This is a genomic window from Pyxidicoccus xibeiensis, assembly GCF_024198175.1.
Lineage (GTDB): Bacteria > Myxococcota > Myxococcia > Myxococcales > Myxococcaceae > Myxococcus > Myxococcus xibeiensis.
Genome location: NZ_JAJVKV010000020.1, coordinates 134,325 through 157,453, shown reverse-complemented (window position 1 = coordinate 157,453; position 23,129 = coordinate 134,325). Strand labels below are relative to the sequence as shown.

General features: G+C 67.9%; 12 protein-coding genes and 1 pseudogene. 11 read left to right on the top strand and 2 right to left on the bottom strand.

All coding sequences use genetic code 11. From position 1 onward, the window contains the following. The 3 genes and pseudogenes from LXT23_RS45205 to LXT23_RS45195 all read left to right on the top strand — a co-directional run. Nucleotides 1–209: pseudogene (locus LXT23_RS45205) on the top strand (ABC transporter permease); the annotation flags it as partial. Nucleotides 210–213: 4 nt separating this feature from the next. Beyond that, nucleotides 214–1,515, top strand: coding sequence for an ABC transporter permease (locus LXT23_RS45200; protein ID WP_253986734.1), 1,302 nt, complete (start codon nt 214–216; stop codon nt 1,513–1,515). 7 nt (nt 1,516–1,522) lie between these two features. Then, the gene (locus LXT23_RS45195) at nt 1,523–2,305 is read left to right on the top strand and encodes an outer membrane lipoprotein-sorting protein (protein ID WP_253986733.1); all 783 of its coding nucleotides are present in this window, start codon (nt 1,523–1,525) and stop codon (nt 2,303–2,305) included. A 111-nt stretch (nt 2,306–2,416) separates the two neighbouring features. Here LXT23_RS45195 and LXT23_RS45190 read toward each other — a convergent pair whose 3' ends face one another. After that, entirely contained in the window at nt 2,417–7,672 is a 5,256-nt protein-coding gene (locus tag LXT23_RS45190; RefSeq protein WP_253986732.1) for a CARDB domain-containing protein, read from the bottom strand. A gap of 391 nt (nt 7,673–8,063) precedes the next feature. On the opposite strand from LXT23_RS45190, the gene LXT23_RS45185 reads away from it, so the two are divergent. The 7 genes from LXT23_RS45185 (at nt 8,064) to LXT23_RS45150 (ending at nt 20,908) form a co-directional block, all read left to right on the top strand. Beyond that, complete coding sequence (locus LXT23_RS45185; protein ID WP_253986731.1) at nt 8,064–8,918, top strand: DUF2381 family protein; 855 nt, start codon at nt 8,064–8,066, stop codon at nt 8,916–8,918. 11 nt (nt 8,919–8,929) lie between these two features. Next, a complete protein-coding gene (locus tag LXT23_RS45180; RefSeq protein WP_253986730.1) occupies nt 8,930–10,759 on the top strand; it encodes a serine/threonine protein kinase in 1,830 nt (609 codons plus the stop codon). A gap of 174 nt (nt 10,760–10,933) precedes the next feature. Continuing rightward, complete coding sequence (locus tag LXT23_RS45175; protein ID WP_253986729.1) at nt 10,934–12,223, top strand: serine/threonine protein kinase; 1,290 nt, start codon at nt 10,934–10,936, stop codon at nt 12,221–12,223. 293 nt (nt 12,224–12,516) lie between these two features. Next, on the top strand, nt 12,517–14,055 hold the full coding sequence (locus LXT23_RS45165; protein WP_253986728.1) for a hypothetical protein: 1,539 nt from the start codon (nt 12,517–12,519) through the stop codon (nt 14,053–14,055). Beyond that, nucleotides 14,052–16,721: a phospholipase D-like domain-containing protein gene (locus tag LXT23_RS45160; protein WP_253986727.1), complete on the top strand. Its 2,670-nt coding sequence runs from the start codon at nt 14,052–14,054 to the stop codon at nt 16,719–16,721. Before LXT23_RS45165 ends, LXT23_RS45160 begins: the two co-directional genes overlap by 4 nt. A 226-nt stretch (nt 16,722–16,947) precedes the next feature. After that, nucleotides 16,948–19,107 carry a GTPase gene (locus LXT23_RS45155; protein WP_253986726.1) on the top strand — a complete coding sequence of 720 codons (2,160 nt, stop codon included), beginning with the start codon at nt 16,948–16,950 and terminating at the stop codon, nt 19,105–19,107. 4 nt (nt 19,108–19,111) lie between these two features. Then, entirely contained in the window at nt 19,112–20,908 is a 1,797-nt protein-coding gene (locus LXT23_RS45150; protein ID WP_253986725.1) for a GTPase, read from the top strand. A 279-nt stretch (nt 20,909–21,187) separates the two neighbouring features. Here LXT23_RS45150 and LXT23_RS45145 read toward each other — a convergent pair whose 3' ends face one another. Further along, nucleotides 21,188–22,246, bottom strand: coding sequence for a CBS domain-containing protein (locus tag LXT23_RS45145; protein WP_253986724.1), 1,059 nt, complete (start codon nt 22,244–22,246; stop codon nt 21,188–21,190). Nucleotides 22,247–22,521: 275 nt separating this feature from the next. Between LXT23_RS45145 and LXT23_RS45140 the strand changes: the two genes are divergently transcribed. After that, entirely contained in the window at nt 22,522–23,127 is a 606-nt protein-coding gene (locus LXT23_RS45140) for a hypothetical protein (RefSeq protein WP_253986723.1), read from the top strand. The last annotated feature ends 2 nt before the right edge of the window (nt 23,128–23,129 follow it).

The window sequence follows — 23,129 nt, the reverse complement described above, 5'->3', positions numbered from 1 at the left end:
TGGCGGCCCTCAACAGCGCCGGCATCCCCGCGGCCAACGAGTGGGCGTACTTCTTCTTCTCCGGACCCCGGCTCTACCCCACGCTGAGCGCGGGCAACCTGGTGGCGGCCTTCGTCATCGTCCTCGTCGTTTCAGCCATTTCCACCCTCTATCCCGCCTTCCTCGCGACGCGGGTCTCGCCCCTCCAGGCGATGCAGACGGACGAGTGACGCCATGTTCCAGCTCTTCCTCATCGCATTCCGCAACCTCGCCACCCACCGCCGCCGCACGCTGCTGTTGGGCGGCGCCATTGCCGGCGTCACCGCGCTGCTCGTCCTCCTGATGGGGCTGTCCACCGGGATGAAGGAGATGATGCTGCGCTCGGCCACCACGCTGTCCACCGGCCATGTCAACGTGGCCGGCTTCTTCAAGGTGTCGGCCGGCCAGGCCGCCCCCGTCGTGACGGGCTACCCGAAAATCATCGAGCAGATCCGCAAGGACGTGCCGGAGGTGGACTACATCGTCCACCGCGGGCGCGGCTGGGCCAACGTGGTGAGCGAGGCCAGCTCCATGCAGCTGGGCCTGGGTGGCATCGACATCCAGGCCGAGCCGGGCTTCCGCCAGGTCATCCAGGTCCGTGAGGGCTCCATGGATGGGCTGGCCGAGCCCAACACCGTGCTCATCTTCGAGAAGCAGGCCAAGCGACTGGAGGTCAAGGTGGGCGACACCCTGACCCTCGCCGCGCCCACCATGCGCGGCACCAGCAACACGGTGGACGTGCGGGTGGTGGCCGTCGCGGCGAACGTGGGGATGATGAGCGACTTCAACGTCTACGTCCCCTCCAACACCCTGCGCTCGCTCTACCAGTTGCGCGAAGACGCCACCGGCGCCATCCAGGTGTACCTGAAGGACGTGAAGCAGGTGCCCGCGGTCCAGGCCCGGCTGCGCAAGACGCTGGCGGACGCGGGCCATGAGGTCATGGACAACGACCCGCGCGCCTACTGGTTCAAGTTCGAGGTGGTGAACCGTGAGGCGTGGACGGGGCAGAAGCTGGACATCACCAACTGGGAGGACGAGATCAGCTTCATCAGCTGGACGCTGGCCGCGCTCAATGGCCTGACGGGGGTACTCATCTTCGTCCTGCTGGTCATCATCTGCGTGGGCATCATGAACACGCTGTGGATTGCCATCCGGGAGCGCACCCGGGAGATTGGCACGCTGCGCGCCATCGGCATGCAGCGCACGCGCGTGCTGGTGATGTTCGTCTTCGAGGCGATGATGCTGGGCGCGCTGGGCACGCTGGCGGGCGCCGTGGTGGGGCTGGTGGTGTGCCTGGCCATCAACACGTCGGGCATGGCCGTGCCCGAGGTGGTGGCGATGTTCATCATGTCGGACACGCTGAGCCTGGCCGTCAATCCCGGCGCCGTGGTGGGCGCGATGGTGTTCATCACCGTGTGCACCACGCTCATCTCGCTCATTCCCTCCTTCCTCGCCGCGCGCATGAAGCCCGTGACGGCGATGCACCACATCGGGTGAAACGCACATGAGCCTCAAGAACCTGCTGTCCGCCGCGGTGCTGACCGCGGCGCTGCTGTCCGCTCCGGCGGCGCTGGCCCTGGAGCCGGCGGAGATGACGAAGCTCTTGGCCACCATCGACGACCGGCAGCGCAATGGCGGCGACTACAAGGCGCTCGTCTACCTGGAGCAGAAGGAGAAGGACAAGACGGACACCGTGCGCGAGGCGTTCGTCTACCGGCGCGACGCGGACGACAAGCTGATGATTCTCTTCAGCCGGCCCAAGGCGGAGGCCGGCAAGGGCTACCTGCGGCTGGACAAGAACCTCTGGAGCTACGACCCCAACGTGGGCAAGTGGGAGCGGCGCACCGAGCGCGAGCGCATCGCCGGCACCGACAGCCGCCGGGCCGACTTCGACGAGTCCCGGCTGGCCGAGGAGTACGACCCGTCCTTCGAGGGTGAGGCGAAGCTGGGCAAGTACTCGGCCAACCTGCTGTCGCTCAAGGCGAAGGCCGGCGTGGACGTGGCCTACCCCGTCGTCAAGCTCTGGGTGGACAAGGAGACGACCAACGTCCTCAAGCGCGAGGAGTACGCGCTGTCCGGCCGGAAGATGCGCACCGTGCTCTACCCCCGCTGGAAGAAGCTCTTCAGCGAGTCCAAGGGCGCGGACGTCTGGTACCCCGAGGAGATTCGCTTCTACGACGAGGTGGAGAAGGCCAACTCCACCGTCGTCCTCATCAAGTCCATCGACCTGCGCGCCCTGGAGGCCAACCTCTTCACCAAGGCGTGGCTCGAGAGCAAGAGCCGATGACTCCCCGCGCACGGTTGCCACGGCCGTGCGCTGACGGATGACACGCGGGCTGTGCGCCGGGCCGGTGGGGCGGGAGCCGGTGTGGCTCCCGCCCTTCCGCGCGGTGAAGCCTTATGGCGAGGTCAGCTCGAGCGCGAAGTCCACCCGGGCGTTGTTGTCCTCACGCAGCTCCGGCTCCGCCCCCGCCGGGTCCACGATGGCTCCCAGGAAGAAGGCGCCGGGGCCTTGCGACGCGGGCGGACGGTACGCCCACGCCTGCAGGGTGAGCGTCAGGCATTGCCCCGCAGCCAGCGGCCCGACCTGTGCGTTGCTCACCAGGTGCTGGTCCGAGGGCCACGGCGCGCCCGACTCTGGCTGCGTGAGCGTGGTGTCCATGGAGATGTACAGCTCCACGTGCGTGCCGTAGGGGTTCGCCGTGAGCGTCGTCCCCTGGTTGCACACCTTCACGGTGGCGGTGAACGGGTCCCCGTCACGCACGCTGGTGGGGGCACTCAGCTCCGTCACCACCAGGTCCGCCCGGTTGCCCACGCCCATGAGGCCGCCCACGGTGATGTTGTTGTCCTCGCGCAGCTCCTCCTCGGCCTGAATCCCGTCGATGATGGCGGCCACGTAGACCGGCCCATCCGCCAGCGCCTCCGGGGGCAGGTTCGCCGTGGCCTGCACGGGGATGGTCTCGCACTGCCCCGGGGCGATGGCGTTCACGTACCTCGAGCCCACCATGAGCTGGTCGGGCAACGGAGCCGGGTTGGGCCCCGGCATCACCAGCGTGGTGTCCGTGGACAGGTGCAGCTGCACCCGCGACTCCGTCATCCACCCGCCGGACTCCTTCGTGCCCAGGTTGCACACCTTCACGGTGGCGGTGAAGGGCGCGCCATGCTGCACGCTGGCGGGAGCGCTCACCTCCGTCACCACGAGGTCCGCCAGGTGGCCCACGGCCAGCAGGTCACCGACGAAGACGTTGTTGTCCTCGCGCAGCTCCGTCTCCAGCTGGAACGGGTCCACGATGGCGCCCAGGTAGAGGGTCCTGTTGCTGGGGAGGGACGCCGACGGGACGTCCGCGGGCACCGCCAGGCTGCCAGTGACGCACTGCCCCGGCTGTAGCGGCGCCAGCGGCAGGGAGCCAATCAGGCGCTGGTCCGCAATCGCCCCCGGTGACGACCCCGGAGGCGGAGCCGTGAGCGTCGTATCCACGGACAGGTACAGGTCCACCAGGGCCTGGCCATACGCACCCGTGGGTTCCGTGCCCTGGTTGCACACCGTGACCTGCGCAGTGAAGGTGTCACCGATGCGCACGCTGTCCGGGCCCGTCACCGCCGTCACCACCAGGTCCGGGCGGTGGCCCACGCCGAGGAGGCCGCCGATGAAGGCGTTGTTGTCCTCGCGCAGCTCCGGCTCGGACTGGTACGGGTCCACGATGGCGCCCAGGTAGTAGGCCCCCTCGTTCCCGGTCGCCCCGGGCGGAAGGTTCGTGCCGCCGGTCATGTCCCGGGTCACGCACTGACCCGGCTGCAGCGACGACAGGGTCAGGGCGCCAATCAGGCTCTGGTCCATGAGCTGTCCGCCTGGAGCTCCAGCGGCCTGGGGCGTGAGCGTGGTGTCCAGGGACAGGTACAGCTCCAGCTGCGTCGGGGCGGAGGGCTCCGTGCCCGGGTTGCACACCGTCACCGAGGCCGTGAAGAGCGCACCGGGAACCGCGCTGGCAGGCGCCGTCACCTGCGTCACCACCAGGTCCGGGCGGTTGCCCACGCCCAGCGCGCTCCCGATGAACGCATTGTTGTCCTCCCGCAGCTCCGTCTCCGCGTGGTGCGCGTCCACGATGGCGCCCAGGTAGTAGCGGCCCGCGTTCCCCATCGCGTCGGGCGGAAGGTGCGCGTTGACGCTCATGCTCCGGGTCGCGCACCGCCCTGCGGCGAGCGGGGGCAGGTCCACGTAACCAATCGCCTGCTGGTCCGTGGGCTGCCCCGGCGAAGCAGACAGCGTGAGCGTGGTGTCCATGGACAGGTAGAGCTCCACGCGGGGCTGGCTGGAGGTGAGCTCCGTGCCCTGGTTGCACACCGTCACGGTGGCGGTGAAGGAAGCACCGTCGCGCACGCTGGCGGGCCCCTTCAGCTCCGTCACCACGAGGTCGGAGCGGATGCCCACGCCCACGAGGCCGCCGACGAAGGCGTTGTTGTCCTCGCGCAGCTCGAGCTCGGAGTTCCAGGAGTCCACCATGCCGCCCAGGTAGTAGGTGCCCGGCGCGCCCATCGCGTCCTGCGGCAGCTGCGCCTGGGCGTTGACGTGCACGTCCATGCACTGCCCGACGTTGAGGCCGGGCATCTGGACCCCGCCCAGCCACTGCTGGTCGGTGAGCCAGCTGTGCTCCGCGGTGTAGGCCAGCGCCAGCGTGGGGGCCATGGACAGGAACAGGTCCACCTGGTGGCCCGAGCTGGGCTGCGTGCCCAGGTTGCACACCCGCACCGTCCCCGTGAAGGCGTCGCCCTCACGCAGGCTGGCCGGCCCCGTCACCGCCGTCACCGCCAGGTCCGCGCGCGCACCCACGCCCAGCAGGCCTCCGATGAGGGTGTTGTTGTCCTCGCGCAGCTCCTGCTCGGACTGGTACGGGTCCACGAGGGCGCCCAGGTGGTAGGTGCCCGGCGCGCCCATCGCCTCCTGCGGCAGCTGCGCGAAGGCCTGGATGCTCAGGTCCTTGCACTGCCCGGCGAACAGCGTGTGCACGTTCGCGGAGCCAATCAGCTGCTGGTCGGTGAACGCGGGCATGCCCGGGCCCATGGCGTTCGGAGCCATGAGCGTGGTGTCCGTGGACAGGTACAACTCCACCAACTGGGTTCCGCTGGAGAGGGGCTCCGTGCCCTGGTTGCACACCGTCGCGGTGGCGGTGAAGGGGGCTCCGTCAGCCGCACTGGCCGGCGCCGTCACCTTCGTCACCACGAGGTCGGAGCGGGAGCCCACGCCCACGAGGCCACTGACGAAGTCGTTGTTGTCCTCGCGCAGCTCCTGCACGGATTGGTATGGGTCCACGAGGGCGCCCAGGTAGTAGGCGCCCGGCGCGCCCATCGCCTCCTGCGGCAGCTGCGCGGAGACCTCCACGTCCCGGGTCACGCACTGTCCGACGAACAGCGAGGGCACCGGCAGCGCGCCAATCAGCCGCTGGTCGCCAGGCATGGCCGGGCCGTGGGTGTTGGGAGCCGTGAGCGTCGCGTCCGTGGACAGGTACAGCTCCACCTGGCTGTTCCCGCCGGAGACGGGCTCCGTGCCCTGGTTGCACACCGTCAGCGAGGCGGTGAAGGAAGCACCGTCGCGCACGCTGGCGGGGGCCTTCAGCGCCGTCACCACGAGGTCGGAGCGGGAGCCCACGCCCACGAGGCCACCGACGAAGGCGTTGTTGTCCTCACGCAGCTCCTGCATGGCCTGCTGGGGGTCCACGATGGCGCCCAGGTGGTAGGCACCCGGCGCGCCCATCGCCTCCTGCGGCAGCAGCGCGGAGGCCTGGATGCGGACGTCCTTGCACAGTCCCCGGTAGGGGTAGAGCAGCTGTGCCGAGCCCACCCACTGCTGGTCGCCAGGCAGGCCCGGGCCCTGGGAGTTGGGAACCGTGAGCGTCGCGTCCGTGGACAGGTACAGGTCCACCTGGCCGGTCCCGAAGGGGTATCCCCCGCCGTGGTTGCACACCGTCACGGTGGCGGTGAAGGGGTCGCCGTCGCGCACGCTGGCCGGCACCGTCACCGCCGTCACCACGAGGTCCGGGGCGCCTCCCACACCCATCAGCTCACCCACGAAGGCGTTGTTGTCCTCGCGAAGCTCCTGCTCGGACAGGTAGGGGTCCACGATGGCGCTCAGGTAGTACGCGCCACCCTCGAACGGCCCATCCAGCGGGCGATGCGCGAAGGACGGCACGCTCCGGGTCAGGCACTGTCCAGGAACGAGGGAGGGCAGCTGCACCGAGCCAATCGTCCGCTGGTCGAAGGGCATGTGCAGGAGGGACGGGTACGCGAGCTCGGTGTCCATGGACAGGTAGAGCTCGACCAGGGACGGGTTGCTGGGGGCCGTCCCCGGGTTGCACACCGTCACGCGGGCCGTGAACTGGGCATCCTCCTGGGCACTGGTCGGGCCCGTCACCGCCGTCACCACCAGGTCCGCGCGCGTGCCCACGCCCAGCAGGCCGCGGACGAAGGTGTTGTTGTCCTCGCGCAGCTCCGGCTCGGACTGCACGGGGTCCACGATGGCGCCCAGGTAGTACGCGCCCTCGCCCTGCGCGTCCTGAGGCAGGACCGCGTGGGCCTGCACGCTCCGCGTCACGCACTGCCCCGCATACAGCGGCGGCGTCTGCATCTGGCCAATCAGCCGCTGGTCCGTGGGCAGCGGCGTGCTCGGGTCCAGCAGCGTGAGGCTGTCGTCCATGGAGAGGTACAGCTCGGCGAGCGCGGAGTTGGAGGGCTCCGTGCCCTGGTTGCACACCGTCACCTCGGCCGTGAAGCTGGCACCGTGCTGTACGTCGGCGGGCCCCTTCAGCTCCGCCACCACGAGGTCGGAGCGGCTGCCCACACCCATCCGCCCGGACACGTGGGCGTTGTTGTCCTCGCGCAGCTCCTGCTCGGCCTGGGCGGGGTCCACGATGGCGCCCAGGTAGTAGGCCCCCTCCTGTCCCTGCGCGTCCTGCGGCAGCGACGCAGCGACCTGCACGTTCCTCGTGACACAACTGCCCGCGTTCAGTCCCGGGACGGGCACCTGTCCAATCAGCCGCTGGTCCGTGGCGGGGGCCGTGGGCAGCGTGAGAGTGTCGTCCATGGAGAGATACACCTCCACGGAGGAGGCGGTGTTGGTGGGCTCCGTGCCCTGGTTGCACACCGTCACGCCCGCCGTGAAGGAGTTGCCCGAGCGGATACTGGCCGGGCCCGTGACCGCCTTCACCACCAGGTCCGAGCGGGAGCCCACGCCCATCCGGCCGTGGACGAAGATGTTGTTCGTCTCGTCCGCTTCAGCCACGCGCCCGTCGTAGTCGATGATGGCGCCCAGGTAGTAGGCGCCCTCCTGCCCCTGCGCATCGACGGGCAGTTCCGCGTAGGCATTCATGCGGACCGTCGTGCACTGCCCCGGGTCCATCATGGGCACGCCCATGGAGGAGATCCGCGTCTGGTCGTTCGCCGGAGGGATGTCGCCGCCCGACATGGACAGGCTGTCGTCCATGGAGAGGACCAGCTCCAGCTGGGGCCAGTTGTAATAGTCCTCGGGGATGGGCGCCGTGCCCCGGTTGCACATCGTCACCGAAAGCTGGAAGAACTCGCCGAGCCGGACGCTTTCGGGGGCGGCCACCTTCGTCACCACGAGGTCCGGGGCGAAGGTCAGGGCCCCCGGCCGTGACTGCATCTGGGAACGTGTGTCCGCCGGAGCCGGGCTCGAGGCGTCTCCACATGCTGCTCCCGCAAATAGACCCATCACGAGCCACCAGGACGTGGCTCGCGCTCCAGGCTGCTGCCTTTTCATGAAGTCTCCCGCTACGGCGTCCGCCCGGCCCCGGGCACGCCGATAGCGGCGGACCTTCCATGCAGACGCTCGCCCAGGCTCCTAGCAGGGTTTCGCAGCTCGTACCCCCCCGAAATCTTGCTGAAGCGGCCCCCTGCGGTGGGGAGTGCGAAGGCCACCGGAACCCGTGCGTTACCTGCTAGGTTGGGCGCAGTTCTTCGGAGGTAGTCTGCTGGTGCCTTCTGTCCCCCGTCGGCTCGTTCTGCTGTCTGTCCCCCTGCTGGGCGCGAAGGCCATGGCCCAGGAAGCCCCGCGCGGGCGCGAGTTGAAGCGGCGTCATGTGGCGCTCTCCGTGGCCACGGCCGACAAGCCGGTAGAGCTGCACGTCGCGCCCGACTACCTCACCACCCTGGAGTTCGACTCGCCCGTGGTTCGCGACTCAGTGTCGCTCGACGACTCCGGGGGCCGCTTCGCACTGTTCGAGGCCACCAATCGCACCGTCGTTCTGCGTCCGGCAATGGAGGTGGCGTCCGGGCAGAGTGTGACGCTGACCGTGCCTTTTGCGGACGACCTGGCCCCGCCCCGCGCCGTGTTCTCGCTCGTCACGCACGGCTCCGAGGTAGACGGCCAGGTCATGGTGTCGCGGTTGCCGCGCACGGCAGAGGCGGTGCAGGCCGAGCTGGACGAGGTGCGCGCCGCGTGTGCAGCCAAGGAGGCCGAGTTGGAAGGGCTTCGGCGGCGCAGCGCGGCGAGCGGCCCGGTCGGGATGATCTTCGCGGGCCTGCTGGACGAGACTGGAGTTCAGGCCGGAAGGCTCGAGATGGCGAGGGGCAAGCCCACGGGCTCTTTGATGCCCGAGGAAGTGTTTGTCTTTCGGGCGACTGGGTGGGCAGCACTGGCGCTTCGGGTGCACAACACCGGCTCGGAGCCTTGGACGCCTGCCGAGGCGCAGCTCGCCACCGTCGCGAGCGGCGAGCGCATCAACGTGCTCGCGGTGCACATGCGGGAGCTGCTGATCGAGCCAGGCGGGAGGGCCCTCGTGGTGGTGGAAACCGGAACTCCGCGCTGGCCTGTCGGCGCATTCCTCCGGCTGGAACTTCGCGACAGCGCGGGAGCCCGGCGCCTTCTCATCCCACGCTTCGCGTTCTAGAACCGCTTCGCATGTTGACCGCGATAAGTCCGGCGCACCTGCAACCCGGGCAGATGGTAGACGGCTGGCGTGTGGTGCGGCTGCTGGGCTCGGGCACCTATGGCGCCGTCTACCTCGTAGAGAAGGACGGCCAGCGCTTCGCGATGAAGATCGCCATGCACCGCGCCAGCAGCGGAGACGCGGAGCAGGCGGATGCGCGACTCATGCGGGAGATGGTGTGCCTCGTCCAGGTCAGCGGCCATCCCAACATTGTACGCGTCCACGCCCACGGGCGCTGGCCTGACGTGACAAAGGGCTGGATCTACGTCGTTCTCGACTACGTGGAGGGCTACACGTTGGGCGAGTGGGTGGAGCAGATGCACCCGACGGCGCGTGAGGTGGTGCGCGTGTTCGTCAAGCTCGCGGCGGCCCTTGCCCATCTGCACGAGCGGGGCGTCTTTCACCGGGACTTGAAGTTGGGCAACATCCTCGTGCGAGCCTCTGACGGCGAGCCCTTCATCCTGGATTTCAGCGCGGGAGACTACACGCTGGCCCCGGAGTTGACGGACACGCCGCTGCCGCCTGGCACCCGTCGCTATCGCTCTCCCGAGGCGTCGCGTTTCCTGCGCGACCACGGGGACGAGCACGGCGCGCGCTACGAGTTCAAGGCGACCGATGACGTGTACGCGCTGGGCATCTGCCTCTATGACGTGTTGACGAATGCGCAGCCAGCCAGCGAGCCGCCGCGTGTGCTGGTAGGGGGCCAGTGGCCGCCACCCGCCCCGCATACCGTCAATCCGCGAGTGCCTGAACCGCTGAGCACTGCGGCCCTGCACTTCATTGCCCGCCAGCCGGAGAAGCGAGCGCCTACGGCCGAAGTCATGCGCCGGGAACTGGATGCGTTGCTGCCTCAACAGGGTACTGAGTGGGTGGTGCCCTTGCATGTGCCCGCACCGCACCTCCAGCTTGCGCCCCCTGCACCGGAGGAGGAGCTGCAAGTAGCACCCCGGCCCCCACGGAGGCGCTGGGCGGTCGCGATAGCCGCTGTGGCGCTCGTCATGGCGGCCCTGGCTGGTCATGCGCTGTTGCGCCCCTCCGCGCCCCCGGTAGCGCATTCTCCAGAGGCCAGGGGGAGCGCGACACCTTCCATTACTCGGGACGCAGGCTTCGGCGCCGTGGCCGCCACCTCTCCTCCAGCGCCCGCCGCGTCGTCCCCTGGGGTAGCTTTGCCCCCTCCCGCCCCTGTTCAGAAGGAAAGCCCTCCCGTGAAGCGCGCTCCCCCTCCCATGTCCCTCCCCTCTGATTCCACCGCCATGAAGCCGAGGGTCCCCGCCTCACGTCCGAGCTGGCCTCCGTCGCCGTGGGCGACCTTCCTCAAGACGTGCGCGGGTGCGACGGCCGCCGCCGCGCTCCAGTTGGGTTGCCCGGGTGCCCAGGTGCGTCCTGAACCCGCTGACTGTCCCGCCGAGGCGCGCGATGTCATGTTCAACTGGGAGCGCAAGGATGGGTTGCTCTTGCGTCCGGGTTACTCGGTGGCGCTCACCGTGGACAGGAACCAGCCCGGCGCTCAAATGGACTCGCGGGGGGAAGGGGTCCATTCTGACGGCCCTGTGACCGGGTTGGTGCTATACAGCAGCCACAAAGGGATGCCCGCGGGCACGTTGCTGTCGGGCTACCTGTGGACGGGTGGAGAGGTGGCCGTGGGCCGCTACACCGAGGCGCAACTCCCCGATGGCCGCACCGTCCCGGTCTGCGTCGTACTGGGAAAGAAGGGGTACGTGGAGAAGGGGGATGACTCCAAGCCGGGGGCGGTTCGGATCCCTAGGACCTTCCCTGCCTATGCCGTCGAGCGCTGGCCGTAGTTCTCTCGGAGAGCGTAAAGCCCCTTTGCAATTTGAAGCCCTTCTCTTCACTCATGGTGAACGAGATATCCGAGTCTTTTGACCTATCACGTCGTTCCTCACGGGATGGGCTGGCGTTACCTTGTGCCTGCCTTTGCGCGACTCCTTCTCGCGCGGCACCGGAGATTCCCGCCCATGTCCAATCCGTCTGACTCTCGGCGTGCCGGGGGCGTTGTCCTATTCACGAATGGCGACACCTCATACGAGTTCTTCCGGGACCTGGGGCAAGGCCGCGTTGGTGAGCGCATCCTCCTCGCCCAGACCCGCACCGCGCAGCGGCTTGGCCCCGGCGTGGTGCTCAAGTGCGTGCCAGTGCCGCAAGTGGCGAATATGACCGAGAAGTACCGGCGCACCCGTGCTCGGCTGGAGGAAGAGGTCAGGTTGGCGCAGTACCTCCAGCACCCGCGCATTGCCCGTATCCACGGCCTTTTTGAAATGGAGTCCGGCCTGTGCGTGGCGATGGAGAACGTCGAGGGGCTGACGCTCAACACGCTACTGAGCGTGGCTCAGGCGTGCGGTCGCTACTTCTCCGAGGCGTTCATCCTCTACGTGGGCGCGGAAGTCGCGGCTGCCCTGGACTACGCGCACACGCGCACGGATGACGCGGGCGTGCCGTTGGGCATCGTCAACCGCGACGTGAACCCGGCCCGCATTCGCTTGGATCCCCACGGGCAGGTGAAGCTGACGGACTTCGGCGTGGCGCTCTCGCGTTTGGCGGGGCGGCTGGCCACCTCGCTCCCGCGTCCCCAGGGCGAAGTCCTCTACGCCGCGCCGGAGATGTTGCTGGGGGAGGTGGTGGACGCTCGGGCGGACCTGTTCTCCCTGGGCCTCACGTTGCTGGAGTTCGCTACCGGGCGGCACCTCTACGATCCGGGCCACTTGCGCATCGAGGACGTGGAGGCGCGGCTATCAAGAGAGGAACGTGAGCAGGCACTCACGGCCTCGGTGGCGTCCATGGTGACGGAGTTGCCGCCGTTCGCCGAGGACGCCATCTGGTGCGCCATGGCCTACCGCTCCGAGGACGTGGAGCGCGCGGCGGTAGGGTTGCCGGTGCCACTTCGGGACATCCTCCACACGCTGTTGCGGCGCAACCCCGCTGAGCGCTGCGCCACGGCCGCCGAACTAGAAAACGTCATACGTGCGCGGCTGGCGCAGTTGGGGCCGTACTCCAGTGCAGACGCGGTAAAGGAAGTTCAACAGGCGCTCGTAGAGGCAGGGGACAGACTCAGGGACTTTGACCTGCCGGACGACGAAGGTGGAATCACCCCGTTTTTTGCCGAGGCCGCCAGTGCGAACGAGCTTTCGACGGAAACCGAGCCTCCCAGCGGGCCGCGTAAGGCTGCCGCTTCGACGCGCCACCCGGACGAGGTGACAACCGCGCCCGGTGGACGGTCGCATCGGGCGAGCAATCAGTCGCAAACTTGAAGAACGCCTGGCAAAGAAGAAACACTTACGCGGAAGCGGAGGCGCTGCCGGCGCCACGCGCGGCGGTCATCCTCTCGGACAAGCCCGCGCTGGTGAAGGCTCTGGACCTGCCCGATGCACGAAGCCTCCCCGTGCGAAACGGCGGCCTGCGGTACCGGCTGCTGCTCGCAACACCACCGTCCAGGCAGCCATGAGCCGGGGCTGGGATAGTCCGGCGCGCCGCCTTTCCCAGACGGGCACCACCTGAGAGAATGCACCGCTGCGGGCAGTGCCATCGCCGCGGCAAGGACACCATGCAGGCGTTCTGGAACTCAGGGGAGCGCGACAAGATCAAGGGCCTCGATGTCCTCGGGCTCCGTCAGCTCGACCAAGGCATCGAACGCCAGTGGGTCTCCGGGATAACGACCATTTCGTTCCGCGCTCGGTACCTCTCGCTCCTCCCCTGGGTGCTCGCCGAGCACTACGCCCTCCAGTTGCACCGCGGAGCGGGTGCGGCCAGCCACGACGAGGACGGTCTCGACGCCGTTCTTCGGCGGCTCGAGTTCGTCGTGCTCGCCGCATCTGTGCGGGACGTCGATTCGAGCGACCGCGGAGGGACCTTCGGCGTACTCGGCTCGGACCTTCACGACGAGACCCTCACGCAGCTCAAGAACACCGGAGCCGTGCCCATCCCCGCAGATCGCGGCGGCGCGTCGCTCGGCACGTACGTCATGCCGTGTCGCGCCTTTGGACTCCTGGAAACCGGCGGTGAAGACGCGCCCGTACGAATCCCGCCGCGGGGGCAGTCCCTTCAGCAGGCGCGAAACAGGGCACTGGGCACATCACGCGTGACGGAGTGCATCCTGCAGGGCGGTAGCCTCACCCTCGATGCACTGGACGCCGAAGCAAGGTTTTTCTCTGTGAACAACCTCGGAGCCGTCGAGGAGGAGCGAGGCCTCCTGGAGGACGCGCTGCTTCACCCGCATGTAAAGACCGGCGAGGTCCTTGGGACGTACGAGCGCTTCCTGGCAACGAGCCGGTGGGTGTTCGGAGCGCTCGGCGACCGCCCGATGTCCTCGAGTGAGCTCATCCTCGACGCGTATCGAGCCGCGGCCAGCGGCAATGTCAAGAGCGCAGTGGGAGCCGCGTGGGCCGAATATGAGCTTCGGCGCAGGGGGCACTTTGGCATCGAGTTGCTCCTCAGCTGCCTGGCCGACACGCTGATGGACCTCACGGAGGCCACGGTCGGTCAAGTCGTCGACTCGTGGGACAACGAGGCTCCGCTCCCCGAGGTGCTCTCCACCGCCACCGGATGGAGCGCCTCTGCCTTCCGCGGCACTGTGCTCGAACTCACTGCTGGCGTCCGAAGTGACGCATTCCTCGCAGCCCCACTGCGCCACACGGTGGCCCGCTCCCTGACGAGTCGTCCGCGCGCGCTCTACGCCTGCGCCCTGCTGCTGGCGGCGAAGCAGCAAACGGCTGCGCTTCGCGCCGCCGGACAGATTCCTTCTCGCCACAGCTATCTCGAGCGCACGTTCAGCGTGCTCGAGGATGCCGGACCCATGTCCCTCTCCGCAGCCCTCAAGCGCATCCTGCGTGAGGTCGTCGTCGAGGCACATCTCGCGACCACGCTGCGCAAGATGGGCCAGGGCCAGAAGTGCTCGCTCAGGTTCTACCCCGAAGGGGCGTTGCTCCGGCCAACCGGGACACCGGTCGCGGCCGGGTTCAGCGGCGACCGTCTGGGCAATGTCCTTGGAATCTGGGCGGACATCGGTGTGCTCGACCGCGCGGACGGCGGCAGGTTCGCGCTCTCCGGCCATGGACGCGGCCTCGCCGCGAGGCTGGCGCCATGAGGAGCGATCTTCTCAAGGCAATCGCCGCGGCCAAGGACATCACGAACGCAATCGTCCTCACGTACAACCTCGACTTCGTGTTCCTGCAGACCGTCGCGCTGGCCGCGCTCCGCAAGTGCGGACATCCGACGATCACCGTCTTCGTGGATGCACAGTGCGCCGCGGAGTCCTTCGCCCACCAAGCACCGGTGCTCGATGGCCTCGGCGTGCGCTACCGGGTCGTGCCCGTCGCAATGTCTCCAGGGTTCCGATTCCATCCGAAGGCCGTGCTGCTGTCAGGGGAGAAGGACGCAACGCTCTTCGTGGGTAGCGGCAACCTCACGTTCGGCGGATGGCGAGAGAACGCGGAGGTCTGGACGCGGTTCGACGCTGTCGCCGATGGCTCCGCAGCCTTCGTCGAGTTCAGGCGCTACGTCGAGAACGTGATTGAGCGTGTGCCGCTCAGCGACGCAATCGTCGACGAGCTGTCGGAGGCGTTCGACTCGACGACGCGCCGGTGGCTGGCCGACGACCGCCCATCGACCTCGCAGAACCTCCTCGGTCGCGTGGGGAGCGGGCAGTCCCTGCTCCAGTCCATGCGCGCGGCTCAGGGACCGGGCGCCGTCGACGAGCTGGTGATCTGCTCGCCATACTTCGATTCCGAAGGCGCGGCGCTGCGTGACCTCATCCAGGGGACTGAGGCAGCACACGCAACAGTTCTCTGCCAACCCGCGGGAACCACGCTCACTCGCGAGGCGTTCGGTGCTGCCGCAGGCAAGGCGACGCTGCGGCACGCGTCGTTCGAGCATGTCTCGGTCGGTGGTGAGAAGCGTGCCGCGTTCATCCACGCGAAGTTCTACGGCCTTCGCCAAGGCGAGCAGGTACTGGTATTCGCCGGCAGCGCCAACTGTTCTCGTGCAGCCCTGACCGCAAGCGGCCCAGCGGGCAATGCCGAGCTGATGGCTGTGCGTCGGATGGCGGCACCGGATTTCGGGGACAGCTTCGTCGGCGAGCTGGTGAAGTTGCCGGACGCAGTGCCTCTCCTGGAGCAGGTGCCGGACGGCGACCACGGCGTGAACGACACGGCCCTCCGTGTCCTCGCCGCGCGACTCGATGCTGGCGGCCTCCTGCTCGGCTTCACGCCTCCGCGCGCGGATGTTCGCACGTGCGAGATCGACGGAGCCGCGGTTCGGTTCTCGCTCTCCGAGCCCGGGGTGTTGAGCGTGGTGTGCGCGTTCGAGCCCCGCTCGGTCAGGCTTGAGGCCGTGGTCGACGAGAGCCTCGTGTGGTCGGCTCCCACCTGGATCGATCACGAACGGCACCTTCGGGCATCCGCACGGGGTCGGAGCCTCGCGGACAGCATCAGGGCCCGCGTGCAACCCGGCTCGTGGAACGCCTCAGCCTGGGCGGACGTCATGGACGTCTTCTGCAAGCATCTGTCCTACATGCCAACGCGCGAGGGCGCTCGAACGGCCAGCTCCCCGGAGGACAAGCCCGGTGCGGGCGAAGGAACGTTCACCTTCGCTGACGTCTTCTCGAACAGCTACGAGGCCCCCGAACTCAACGAGCTCAGCCAGCTCACGGTGAAGCTGGAGGGTGGAAGCGAGCGCTCGCTGCAGCAACTCCTGCTCCGCTGGTTCGGCATTGGCGACCCGGCGGGAGCCGCGACCGAAGTGGCAACCGACGTCAGCGACGAGCTCGACGGGGACGACGCGGTTGACCGTCCCGAGGTGCTGCCGGCGAAGCGAGTCGCTCCAGCGCCGCCGACCGATGCGGACAAGCATCGAATCCAGAAGGTTCTTGAGCAGATCGAGCAGGCCATGACGAAGGAGTCGTTCCTGGCCGAACGGCGCCCGGACCAGCTTGCCGCAGACCTCAAGATTGCAGCAGTCCTGCTGAGAACCGGCCTTCGAGAGGGCTGGTTCAACAGCGCGTCCTTCTTCCAGACCACGCACCGCATCTGGTCGGCCTTGTTCTTCACAGGCAGCCCTGACGCGAACCGAGGCTGGCTCGAGTACCGCCTGCGCCACGCCGAGGACGCAGCGGGTTTCATCGCTGCCCTTCGCTCGCCTGAGCTGGCGGCGGCGCTTCTCGGATGGGCCTTCGCCGTCGCTCCCTCGGAGGCGACCACGCAGTCGGCACGCTTCCACCTGGCGGTCGCGCTCGCGGTTGCTCGACTGCACTGGCTCTGGGATGCAGGCGATGACGTGGCCGTGGCGAAGGAGCTCAAGGTACTGCTCGCCCATACTGGCATCGTTGGCGTGACCGCATCGGATGTGCGCGCGGCCTGGGAGCGCATGCTGAAACGGGGCCACGCGCTCCTTCGCCTTGAGGAGGCGGCGAACGCCATCACGCTCCCAACCTTGCGTTCGCGTATCCGCGCCGCAGAGCTCCGCACCGGAGACCTTCTGTGGCAGGGTGCAGCCGGCTTCTGCGTCGTGACCCGGCCAACACCTCGAACCGAGGGACAGAAGGCGCCCGTCTTGCGCCTGCAGAATCGCGCGGAGGAGTCGCACATCGCGGCCCCGTTTACGATACCCATCGAGTCCCTGCTCCTTGAGGAGGTCGTCCCGCCATCGTCCTCCTTCGACGCGGAGCCGCGGCGAGTGCTGAAGGAGTTCCTCGGGGAGTTGAGGGACTCGCTGGTCGCGACGGCTACGGTCTCGGCCAGCGGAATGCCACGCTGACCAAGCCCTCGGGCGCCTGGCGCAGTCCACCGTCTGCCCCGCTCCGGAGCACATGCACCGGCCGGGATCCTCGTAGGCGCGTGTGGGCGCAGTCAGAGCCACGGTGAGGTCCGGCACCAGCGAGTGTGCGACACGGGACGGCGCGCCGCAAGCGGGTTTCCTGGTCCCGGCCCATGAGCGACAATCAGACTCCGGGTCCGCCCCATGGCCCGGCCCTAGAGGGGACTTGGAAGACCGTACGCCCAAGAGAGACCATCTCCGGACGGGGGACCGTGGCGGCACGTACCGCCGCGCGTTGGACGCGTGCTCGCGGGTAGCGCGCGAGGAATTCTCGGTCGCCAAGGCGGCCTTGGACGATGCGGAGCAGCTTGGCGTTCGGCTCAAGGCCTCAGTCGCGACCATCGCGCGGCGGTCGCCAGCCGACGGTGCGGCCGTGGAGGATGCGCGCGCGCGGCTTCAGGAACTCGAGGCGAAGCTCGAAGCAACGCTCTCCAGCTCGCTCCGATCGACCAGGGCCGGGCTCAACGCGAAGCATGCCGCCCTCAACCACTTCACGGTGACGCTCTTCGGGCGGACCATGGCCGGCAAGAGCACGATCCGCGAGGCGTTCACGGTAGGCGACGGCTCCACGATCGGAAACGGAGCTCAGCGAACGACGCGTGACGTCAGGGAGTACACGTGGAACTCCCTTCGCATCATCGACACGCCGGGAATCGGAGCCTACGAGGGCGACGAGGACCGCGCGCTTGCCCTCTCGGTCATTGATGAGACCGACGTGGTCCTGTTTCTCGTCAGCTCGGACGGGATTCAAGAGGAGTCGTTCAAGGGCATGCAGGCCTTGCGGCACCAGAACAAGCCCATGCTGTTCGTGCTCAACGTGAAGCGCGATCTCCAGAAGCCGGTCTTCATGCGGCGCTTCCTCGCGGACCCGCGCTCGGTCATCGAGGACGCGGAGATGCAGGGGCACATCGACCGTGTCCACAGGCTCGCTGGCGAGCTCCTGGGCATGCGCAATATCCGTGTCATCCCAATCCACGCACAGGCTGCGTACTTTTCGACCCGCCCCGAGCACCAGAAGTACGCCGATGTGCTGGCCGAGCACAGCAGACTCGGGGAGCTCCTGACGGCGCTCGAGGCTGAGGTCCAGCACCGGGGAACCGTCCGCCGCGTGCAGACCGTCGTTGACGGCACTCTCGTCTCTCTCCTCGACCTCCAAGAAGAGCTGAGCGAGCAGGCGAAGACGGTGAAGCGTGCGGCGAACTACCTGAAGGACAAGTTCGGGGAGCTCGACATCTGGCTCGACGGGTTCGTTCGCTCGGCGAACGCCCGAGCCGAAACCGAGGCAACGCAGCTTGTTCAGCCACTTCGCGGCACGGTGTCGGCGTTCGTCGATGAAAACATCGAGCGAGAAGACGTCGCCGCCCGCTGGAGGCGCAAGGTCAAGGCACTGAAGGTCGATGACTGGCTCCAACGGCAGCAGTCCGTCATCCTCGACGAGCTCCGTGGGCGCCTCACGGAGTTCTCACGCGAAATGTCGGTGGAGTCCAAGCTCGTTGCCGCGTTCGACGCCATGGGGCCTTCCACCTTCGATCCGTGGGACGTGAAGCGCACATTGCGCCGGTTGTCCGCAGGTGGAGCCGCACTGGCAGGCGTTGCTTCGGTAGCTTTCTGGCTCGGGGGCGGCAACTTCTGGAACCCCGTGGGCTGGGTCGCGGGCGCGGTTGGCGTCGTGGCCCTCGGTCTCTCCTGGCTCTTCGGGGACCGCGAGCAGAAGCTTCAGCGCCAGAAGGCGAAAGCCGCTGAGCAGCTTCGCGGTTCCATCGACGAATTGGAGCGCCAGGTCGCGGGGGCACTGAAGAAGTGGTTCTACGACAGCATCACGAGCCGCCTTGTGCGCGGCATCCGGAACGACACCCGGCAACTCTACACCGGCATGTTCGACGTCGCGCGTACACTCGACGAAGGCGCCCGGGAAGTCGGAACCATCCTGGAGCACCTCAATCGCAGGCTGCTCGTTCGCACGGGGCAATTCGTGGGCACACCCGTGCCCGAAGAGCGTCTGGCGCGGGTCGTTCGCGATCCGGGCGTGAGAACGAAGTTCCTCTGGCAGGACGAACGGGAGGACGACCGGTTCTGCAAGCAGGTGGGTATCGCGATTGGTGAGTGGGTCGATGGAATCCCCAACGGCCCTGCCGTGCAGCAGGTGGCGTCCGCCCTGCGCCCGGCGGTGGTATCGCCCGCGAAGGTCTCTCTGTCCACACAGCGCGCCCTGGTGCGCGTTCCGCAGCGTGAGGTTGGCAAGGCCATCGGGCGGAGCGGAAGCAACGTGTCCCTCGCTAGCCGTCTGGTGGGCGTGCGTATCAAGGTCATCCCCGAGGAGTCATAGATACATGACTGACAACGCGTCATTCGAGTTCGGCACGGTCCTCGCCGCCATGCAGAAGCTCCAGCGTGAGCTTCGTGAAGCGGTTGCGCGCTCCGAGGACCCGAAGGTTCGTGGCCTCTGCCGTGAGGTCGACGGCATTCGCATCGTTGGAGCAACGAGCGACGCCCCACCGCTGACCATCGCGTTCGTCGGCCAGTACAACGCGGGGAAGTCCACGATTCTGCGCGTGCTGACCGGCCGTGAGGACATCGTCATCGACTCCGACGTCTGCACGGATGCGGTTACAGCCTACGAATGGCACGGCGTTCGTCTGCTCGACACACCTGGCATCCACGCGGGCTACGCGGATCATGACGAGAAGACCTACGCTGCCATCGACCGTGCGGACCTGCTGGTCTTCGTGGTGACCAACGAGCTCTTCGACGACACCATTGGGCGTCATTTCCGCGAGCTCGCGTTCGCGCGTCAACACGCTCGGCGGATGCTCCTGGTGGTCAACAAGATGGGCCAGGATCCGGGCACGTCGGAGACGAAGCGCGTAGATATCGAGAAGGTCACCGCTCCCCTTACGGTGGAGGACTTTCGAGGGGTGTTCATCGACGCTCGCTCCTGGCTCGACGCCCAGAGCGCTCATGGCCAGGACCGGGCAGACCTTCTCGAAATTGCAAACGTTGGAGCGCTGATCGAGGCGCTCAACGCATTCATCGCGGAGCGAGGGCTGGTGGGAAGGCTCTCGGCGCCACTTTTCGCGATGCGTGGGCTCGCTGAGCAGGGGCGCGCCCTCCTGTCCACCGACATCCCCGAGGAGCGCGCCGCGCTCGAGTTGTTGCACCGCAAGCGAGGCATCCTCCTGGCATCACGCGCCCGACTCCGCACGGCGATGGGAGGGGTCATTGGCCGAGCAGTCGCCGACATCGGTAAGTACGGAGACGAGGTGGCCGAGGCGATCGAGCCTGGGAGGAGCGAGAAGGATGTCGAGTCGCGTCACGTGGATGCCCAGAAGCGGGCGAGCGCGCGCAGTGCGGCCCTGTCCGAGGAAGCGCGTCAGTGTGTTGAAGCCGAGCTCGGAGACCTTCGCCGTCAGCTGGAGGCTCTTCGGGACAGTGTACTCGCGCGCGAGCTCCGTGGGCAGGTTGACGGCGTGTTGCCTGGAGGTCCGAGTACGCTCGTGGGAGAGTTCGCCCCCCCTTCCTGGCACGCACGCCCCAAGGAGGAGGTTCTCGCCGAGTGGCCCGCGAAAGCGAAGAAGGTCGGCGACGTCGCGAACAACATCGGTAGCTGGGCTGCGCGTTGGGCGACGGGGCCAGCGGCGGAGGGCGCAGCGATCGGCTCGGCGACTGCGGCGAAAGGCAGCCAAGCCCATCAAGTCGTCTACAACGTCGGCAAGTTCTTCGGCGTGGAGTTCCAGCCTTGGGGCGCGGTCAAGGTCGCCAGGACGCTCGGCAACGCCGGTCGAGTGATTGCCGCAGTCGGAGGCGTTCTGGCCGTCGTCGCTCAAATCGCGGAGGAGCGGCAGCAGGACCAATACCGGCTTCAGCTTCGGGATGCGCGAGATGGGGTGCGCTCCGCCTATCGCGACTCCGCCTTGTCGGTTCAGGTTGAGGTCTGGGCCCAGCTCGAGTCTTTCCTCTTGGATTTCTACGACTCCGAGCTCAGCGCGATCGATGAGATCGTCGAAGATCTCACCGGCAAGCGCTCCGAGAGAAGCGCCGGTGCGAGATCATTCCGGGAGTTGGAGCGGCGATCGATTGAGCTCATCGGTCGCGTGACGGAGAAACGACTGGTTGCGCCAGCTGCATAGCCGCCTGGGTGCAGGTCCGTCGTCTCCCGAGGCGCGGAGGCCGAGCTTCCGGTGCTTCGAGAGGATGGGCTGTTGAGGCCCCAAGCCGGCACGGTGCCCCAGAAGACCCGCGCTGCCGCTGCGTTCTTCCCTGATGGACCGCATGGGCCGGCGAGAGAATTCAGGTGCCGCGCGAAGGGCCCGTACGCCTCGCCAGTAGAAGGGCCTGGAATCGAGAGGGAAAACCTCGGGACTCCAGGCCCTCTGTCTTTCTACCTGCCGCGGTCAGTCAGCGCCGTCTCAGCCGAGGCGGGACCAGAAGGAGCGGCGCGAGGAGATGCGCTCGAGCGCATCCTGCAGTTCCTCGTCGAACTCGGCGCGCGTGGCGATGTCCCCCATGGCGATGATGCCCACGAGGCGGTTGTCACGCTCCACCACCGGGATGCGGCGCACCTGCTTGCGGCCCATCAGCTCGATGAGGTCATGGACGGAGTCGTCCGGGGTGGCCACCTCCAGGTCCTCCGAGGACATGATGTCCGTCACGCGCACCTGGGAGGGCAGGCGGTCCTCGCTCATCGCGCGCACCACCAGGTCGCGGTCGGTGACCACGCCGAGCAGCCGGCCCTGCAGGTCCGTCACCGGCACGATGCCCACGTTCTCCTCGCGCATCAGCCGAGCCACCTCACGCAGCGTCTGCTCGGGCAGCACCGTCTTCACGCCGCGGCTCATCACGTCCCTCGCGCACAGGGGCTCCTTCGCCCACCGGCCGCGGCGCATCAAGCCAAGGCCCACGCCAGCGGCGCCCAGCCCCGCGGCGGCAAGCGCCATGGTGCGCCCGCTGGGCCGGCCACCGCGCTCGGAGTGCTCCTCGCCACGGCCCTCGTAGGGGACGTCATACCGCTCCGTGGGGCGCTGCGCGTTCCACTCCTCGCTGCGGTAGGTCTGTTGTCCGCGCATTCCCTCGGAGCCGCGGTAGCCCTCGCCTGCCTGCTCGTAGCGCCGGGGCTGCTCGCGCCAGCTCTCTTCGCGGCCCTGCATGCCGACACGCTCGTTGGTGTAGGGGCCAACTTCTCCGCGGAGGTTGCTGCCGTAGTCCTCGCGCCGGTCGGAGTAGCGGAAGTCCTCGCGCCCCCGGCTGCTCGCCCCACGTGCCAGCGCCTCGCGGTAGAAGTCGCGGGTACCACCCGTGGTGCTGCCCAGGCCGCTGCCCAGGCCGTAGGTCTGCCTGCCGGCAGCGTCCTGAGGGCGGGTTGCGCCACGGCCATTCGACAGGTCATCACCCGGGCCACCAGTAGACAGGCCGCGGTTCAGGTCGCCAGGGTTGGTGGACAAGTCGGGGTTCTTGGGAGTCGTCGCCATGTCATCGCTCCATTGAGTATGAGTGAGGCGCGCTCAAGGTGCGCGTCACGATGGAGCCTGCCCAGGGGCCTCGAAGGGCCTCCCCGCCCGCCCGGCAGCAGGTCACGCCAGCGGGTTGCGCTGTGTTGGATTTCCCGCGAGGCCGTGCGCGGGAATGGACCCCTTGTCGTGCATTTCGGCCACACCCAAGCCTCACTTTCCAGAGGGGCGCAGGCGCTTGGTGTAGGTCCGGTCCGATGCGATAGACAGACGAGATGCACTCAGCTCTTTCTCGCGTGGTGACCGCAGTCGCGTGTTCCTTCTTCCTGTCCGCAGGCCTGACGGCCTGTGGTGATGACGAGCTCAGCTCCGACGAGCAGGCCCGCCGCGCCTACCTGGGACTCGACGAGTCCATCACCAAGTCCCTACAGCTCGGCTTCGCCGGCTTCAACGCCGCGTCGAGCGCGAACATCCCGCCCCAGTCCGCGACTGGGGATGCCGCCGGAACGCTCATCATCGGTGGGCAGGTGGACCAGGGCTCCTCCGCCAACAAGGGCATGCGCCTGCGCGTGGGGATGGCCGGCTACTCCGACGGTGAGGTCGCCGTGGGCGGCGACGAGGACCCGGTGAACATCACCTACGCGTCCAGCACCGACACGGCGACGCAGCCGGAGCTGAACCTCCAGCTGCGCAACATCCCCAACGGCACCTTCAGCGGAACGCTGATGGGCGCCTTCCAGATGACCGGTGACCTGGAGGGCAACGTCACCCTGAACCTGACCATGGAAGGCGAAATCGAGGACGACGGCACCGGCAAGGTGCGCCGCAAGAGCGGCAGCACCCGGGTGACGGGCACGGCCACGTCGGGAGATGGCACCTATGAGGTGAACCTCACCCGGTAGCG

Bases quoted from the DNA above. Each gene is read 5' to 3' on its own strand.
- LXT23_RS45180 (WP_253986730.1), top strand. From the start codon at position 8,930: ATGTTGACCGCGATAAGTCCGGCGCACCTGCAACCCGGGCAGATGGTA.
- LXT23_RS45190 (WP_253986732.1), bottom strand. From the start codon at position 7,672: ATGCAGTCACGGCCGGGGGCCCTGACCTTCGCCCCGGACCTCGTGGTG.
- LXT23_RS45145 (WP_253986724.1), bottom strand. From the start codon at position 22,246: ATGGCGACGACTCCCAAGAACCCCGACTTGTCCACCAACCCTGGCGAC.
- LXT23_RS45195 (WP_253986733.1), top strand. From the start codon at position 1,523: ATGAGCCTCAAGAACCTGCTGTCCGCCGCGGTGCTGACCGCGGCGCTG.
- LXT23_RS45175 (WP_253986729.1), top strand. From the start codon at position 10,934: ATGTCCAATCCGTCTGACTCTCGGCGTGCCGGGGGCGTTGTCCTATTC.
- LXT23_RS45200 (WP_253986734.1), top strand. From the start codon at position 214: ATGTTCCAGCTCTTCCTCATCGCATTCCGCAACCTCGCCACCCACCGC.
- LXT23_RS45160 (WP_253986727.1), top strand. From the start codon at position 14,052: ATGAGGAGCGATCTTCTCAAGGCAATCGCCGCGGCCAAGGACATCACG.
- LXT23_RS45150 (WP_253986725.1), top strand. From the start codon at position 19,112: ATGACTGACAACGCGTCATTCGAGTTCGGCACGGTCCTCGCCGCCATG.
- LXT23_RS45185 (WP_253986731.1), top strand. From the start codon at position 8,064: ATGGCCCAGGAAGCCCCGCGCGGGCGCGAGTTGAAGCGGCGTCATGTG.
- LXT23_RS45165 (WP_253986728.1), top strand. From the start codon at position 12,517: ATGCAGGCGTTCTGGAACTCAGGGGAGCGCGACAAGATCAAGGGCCTC.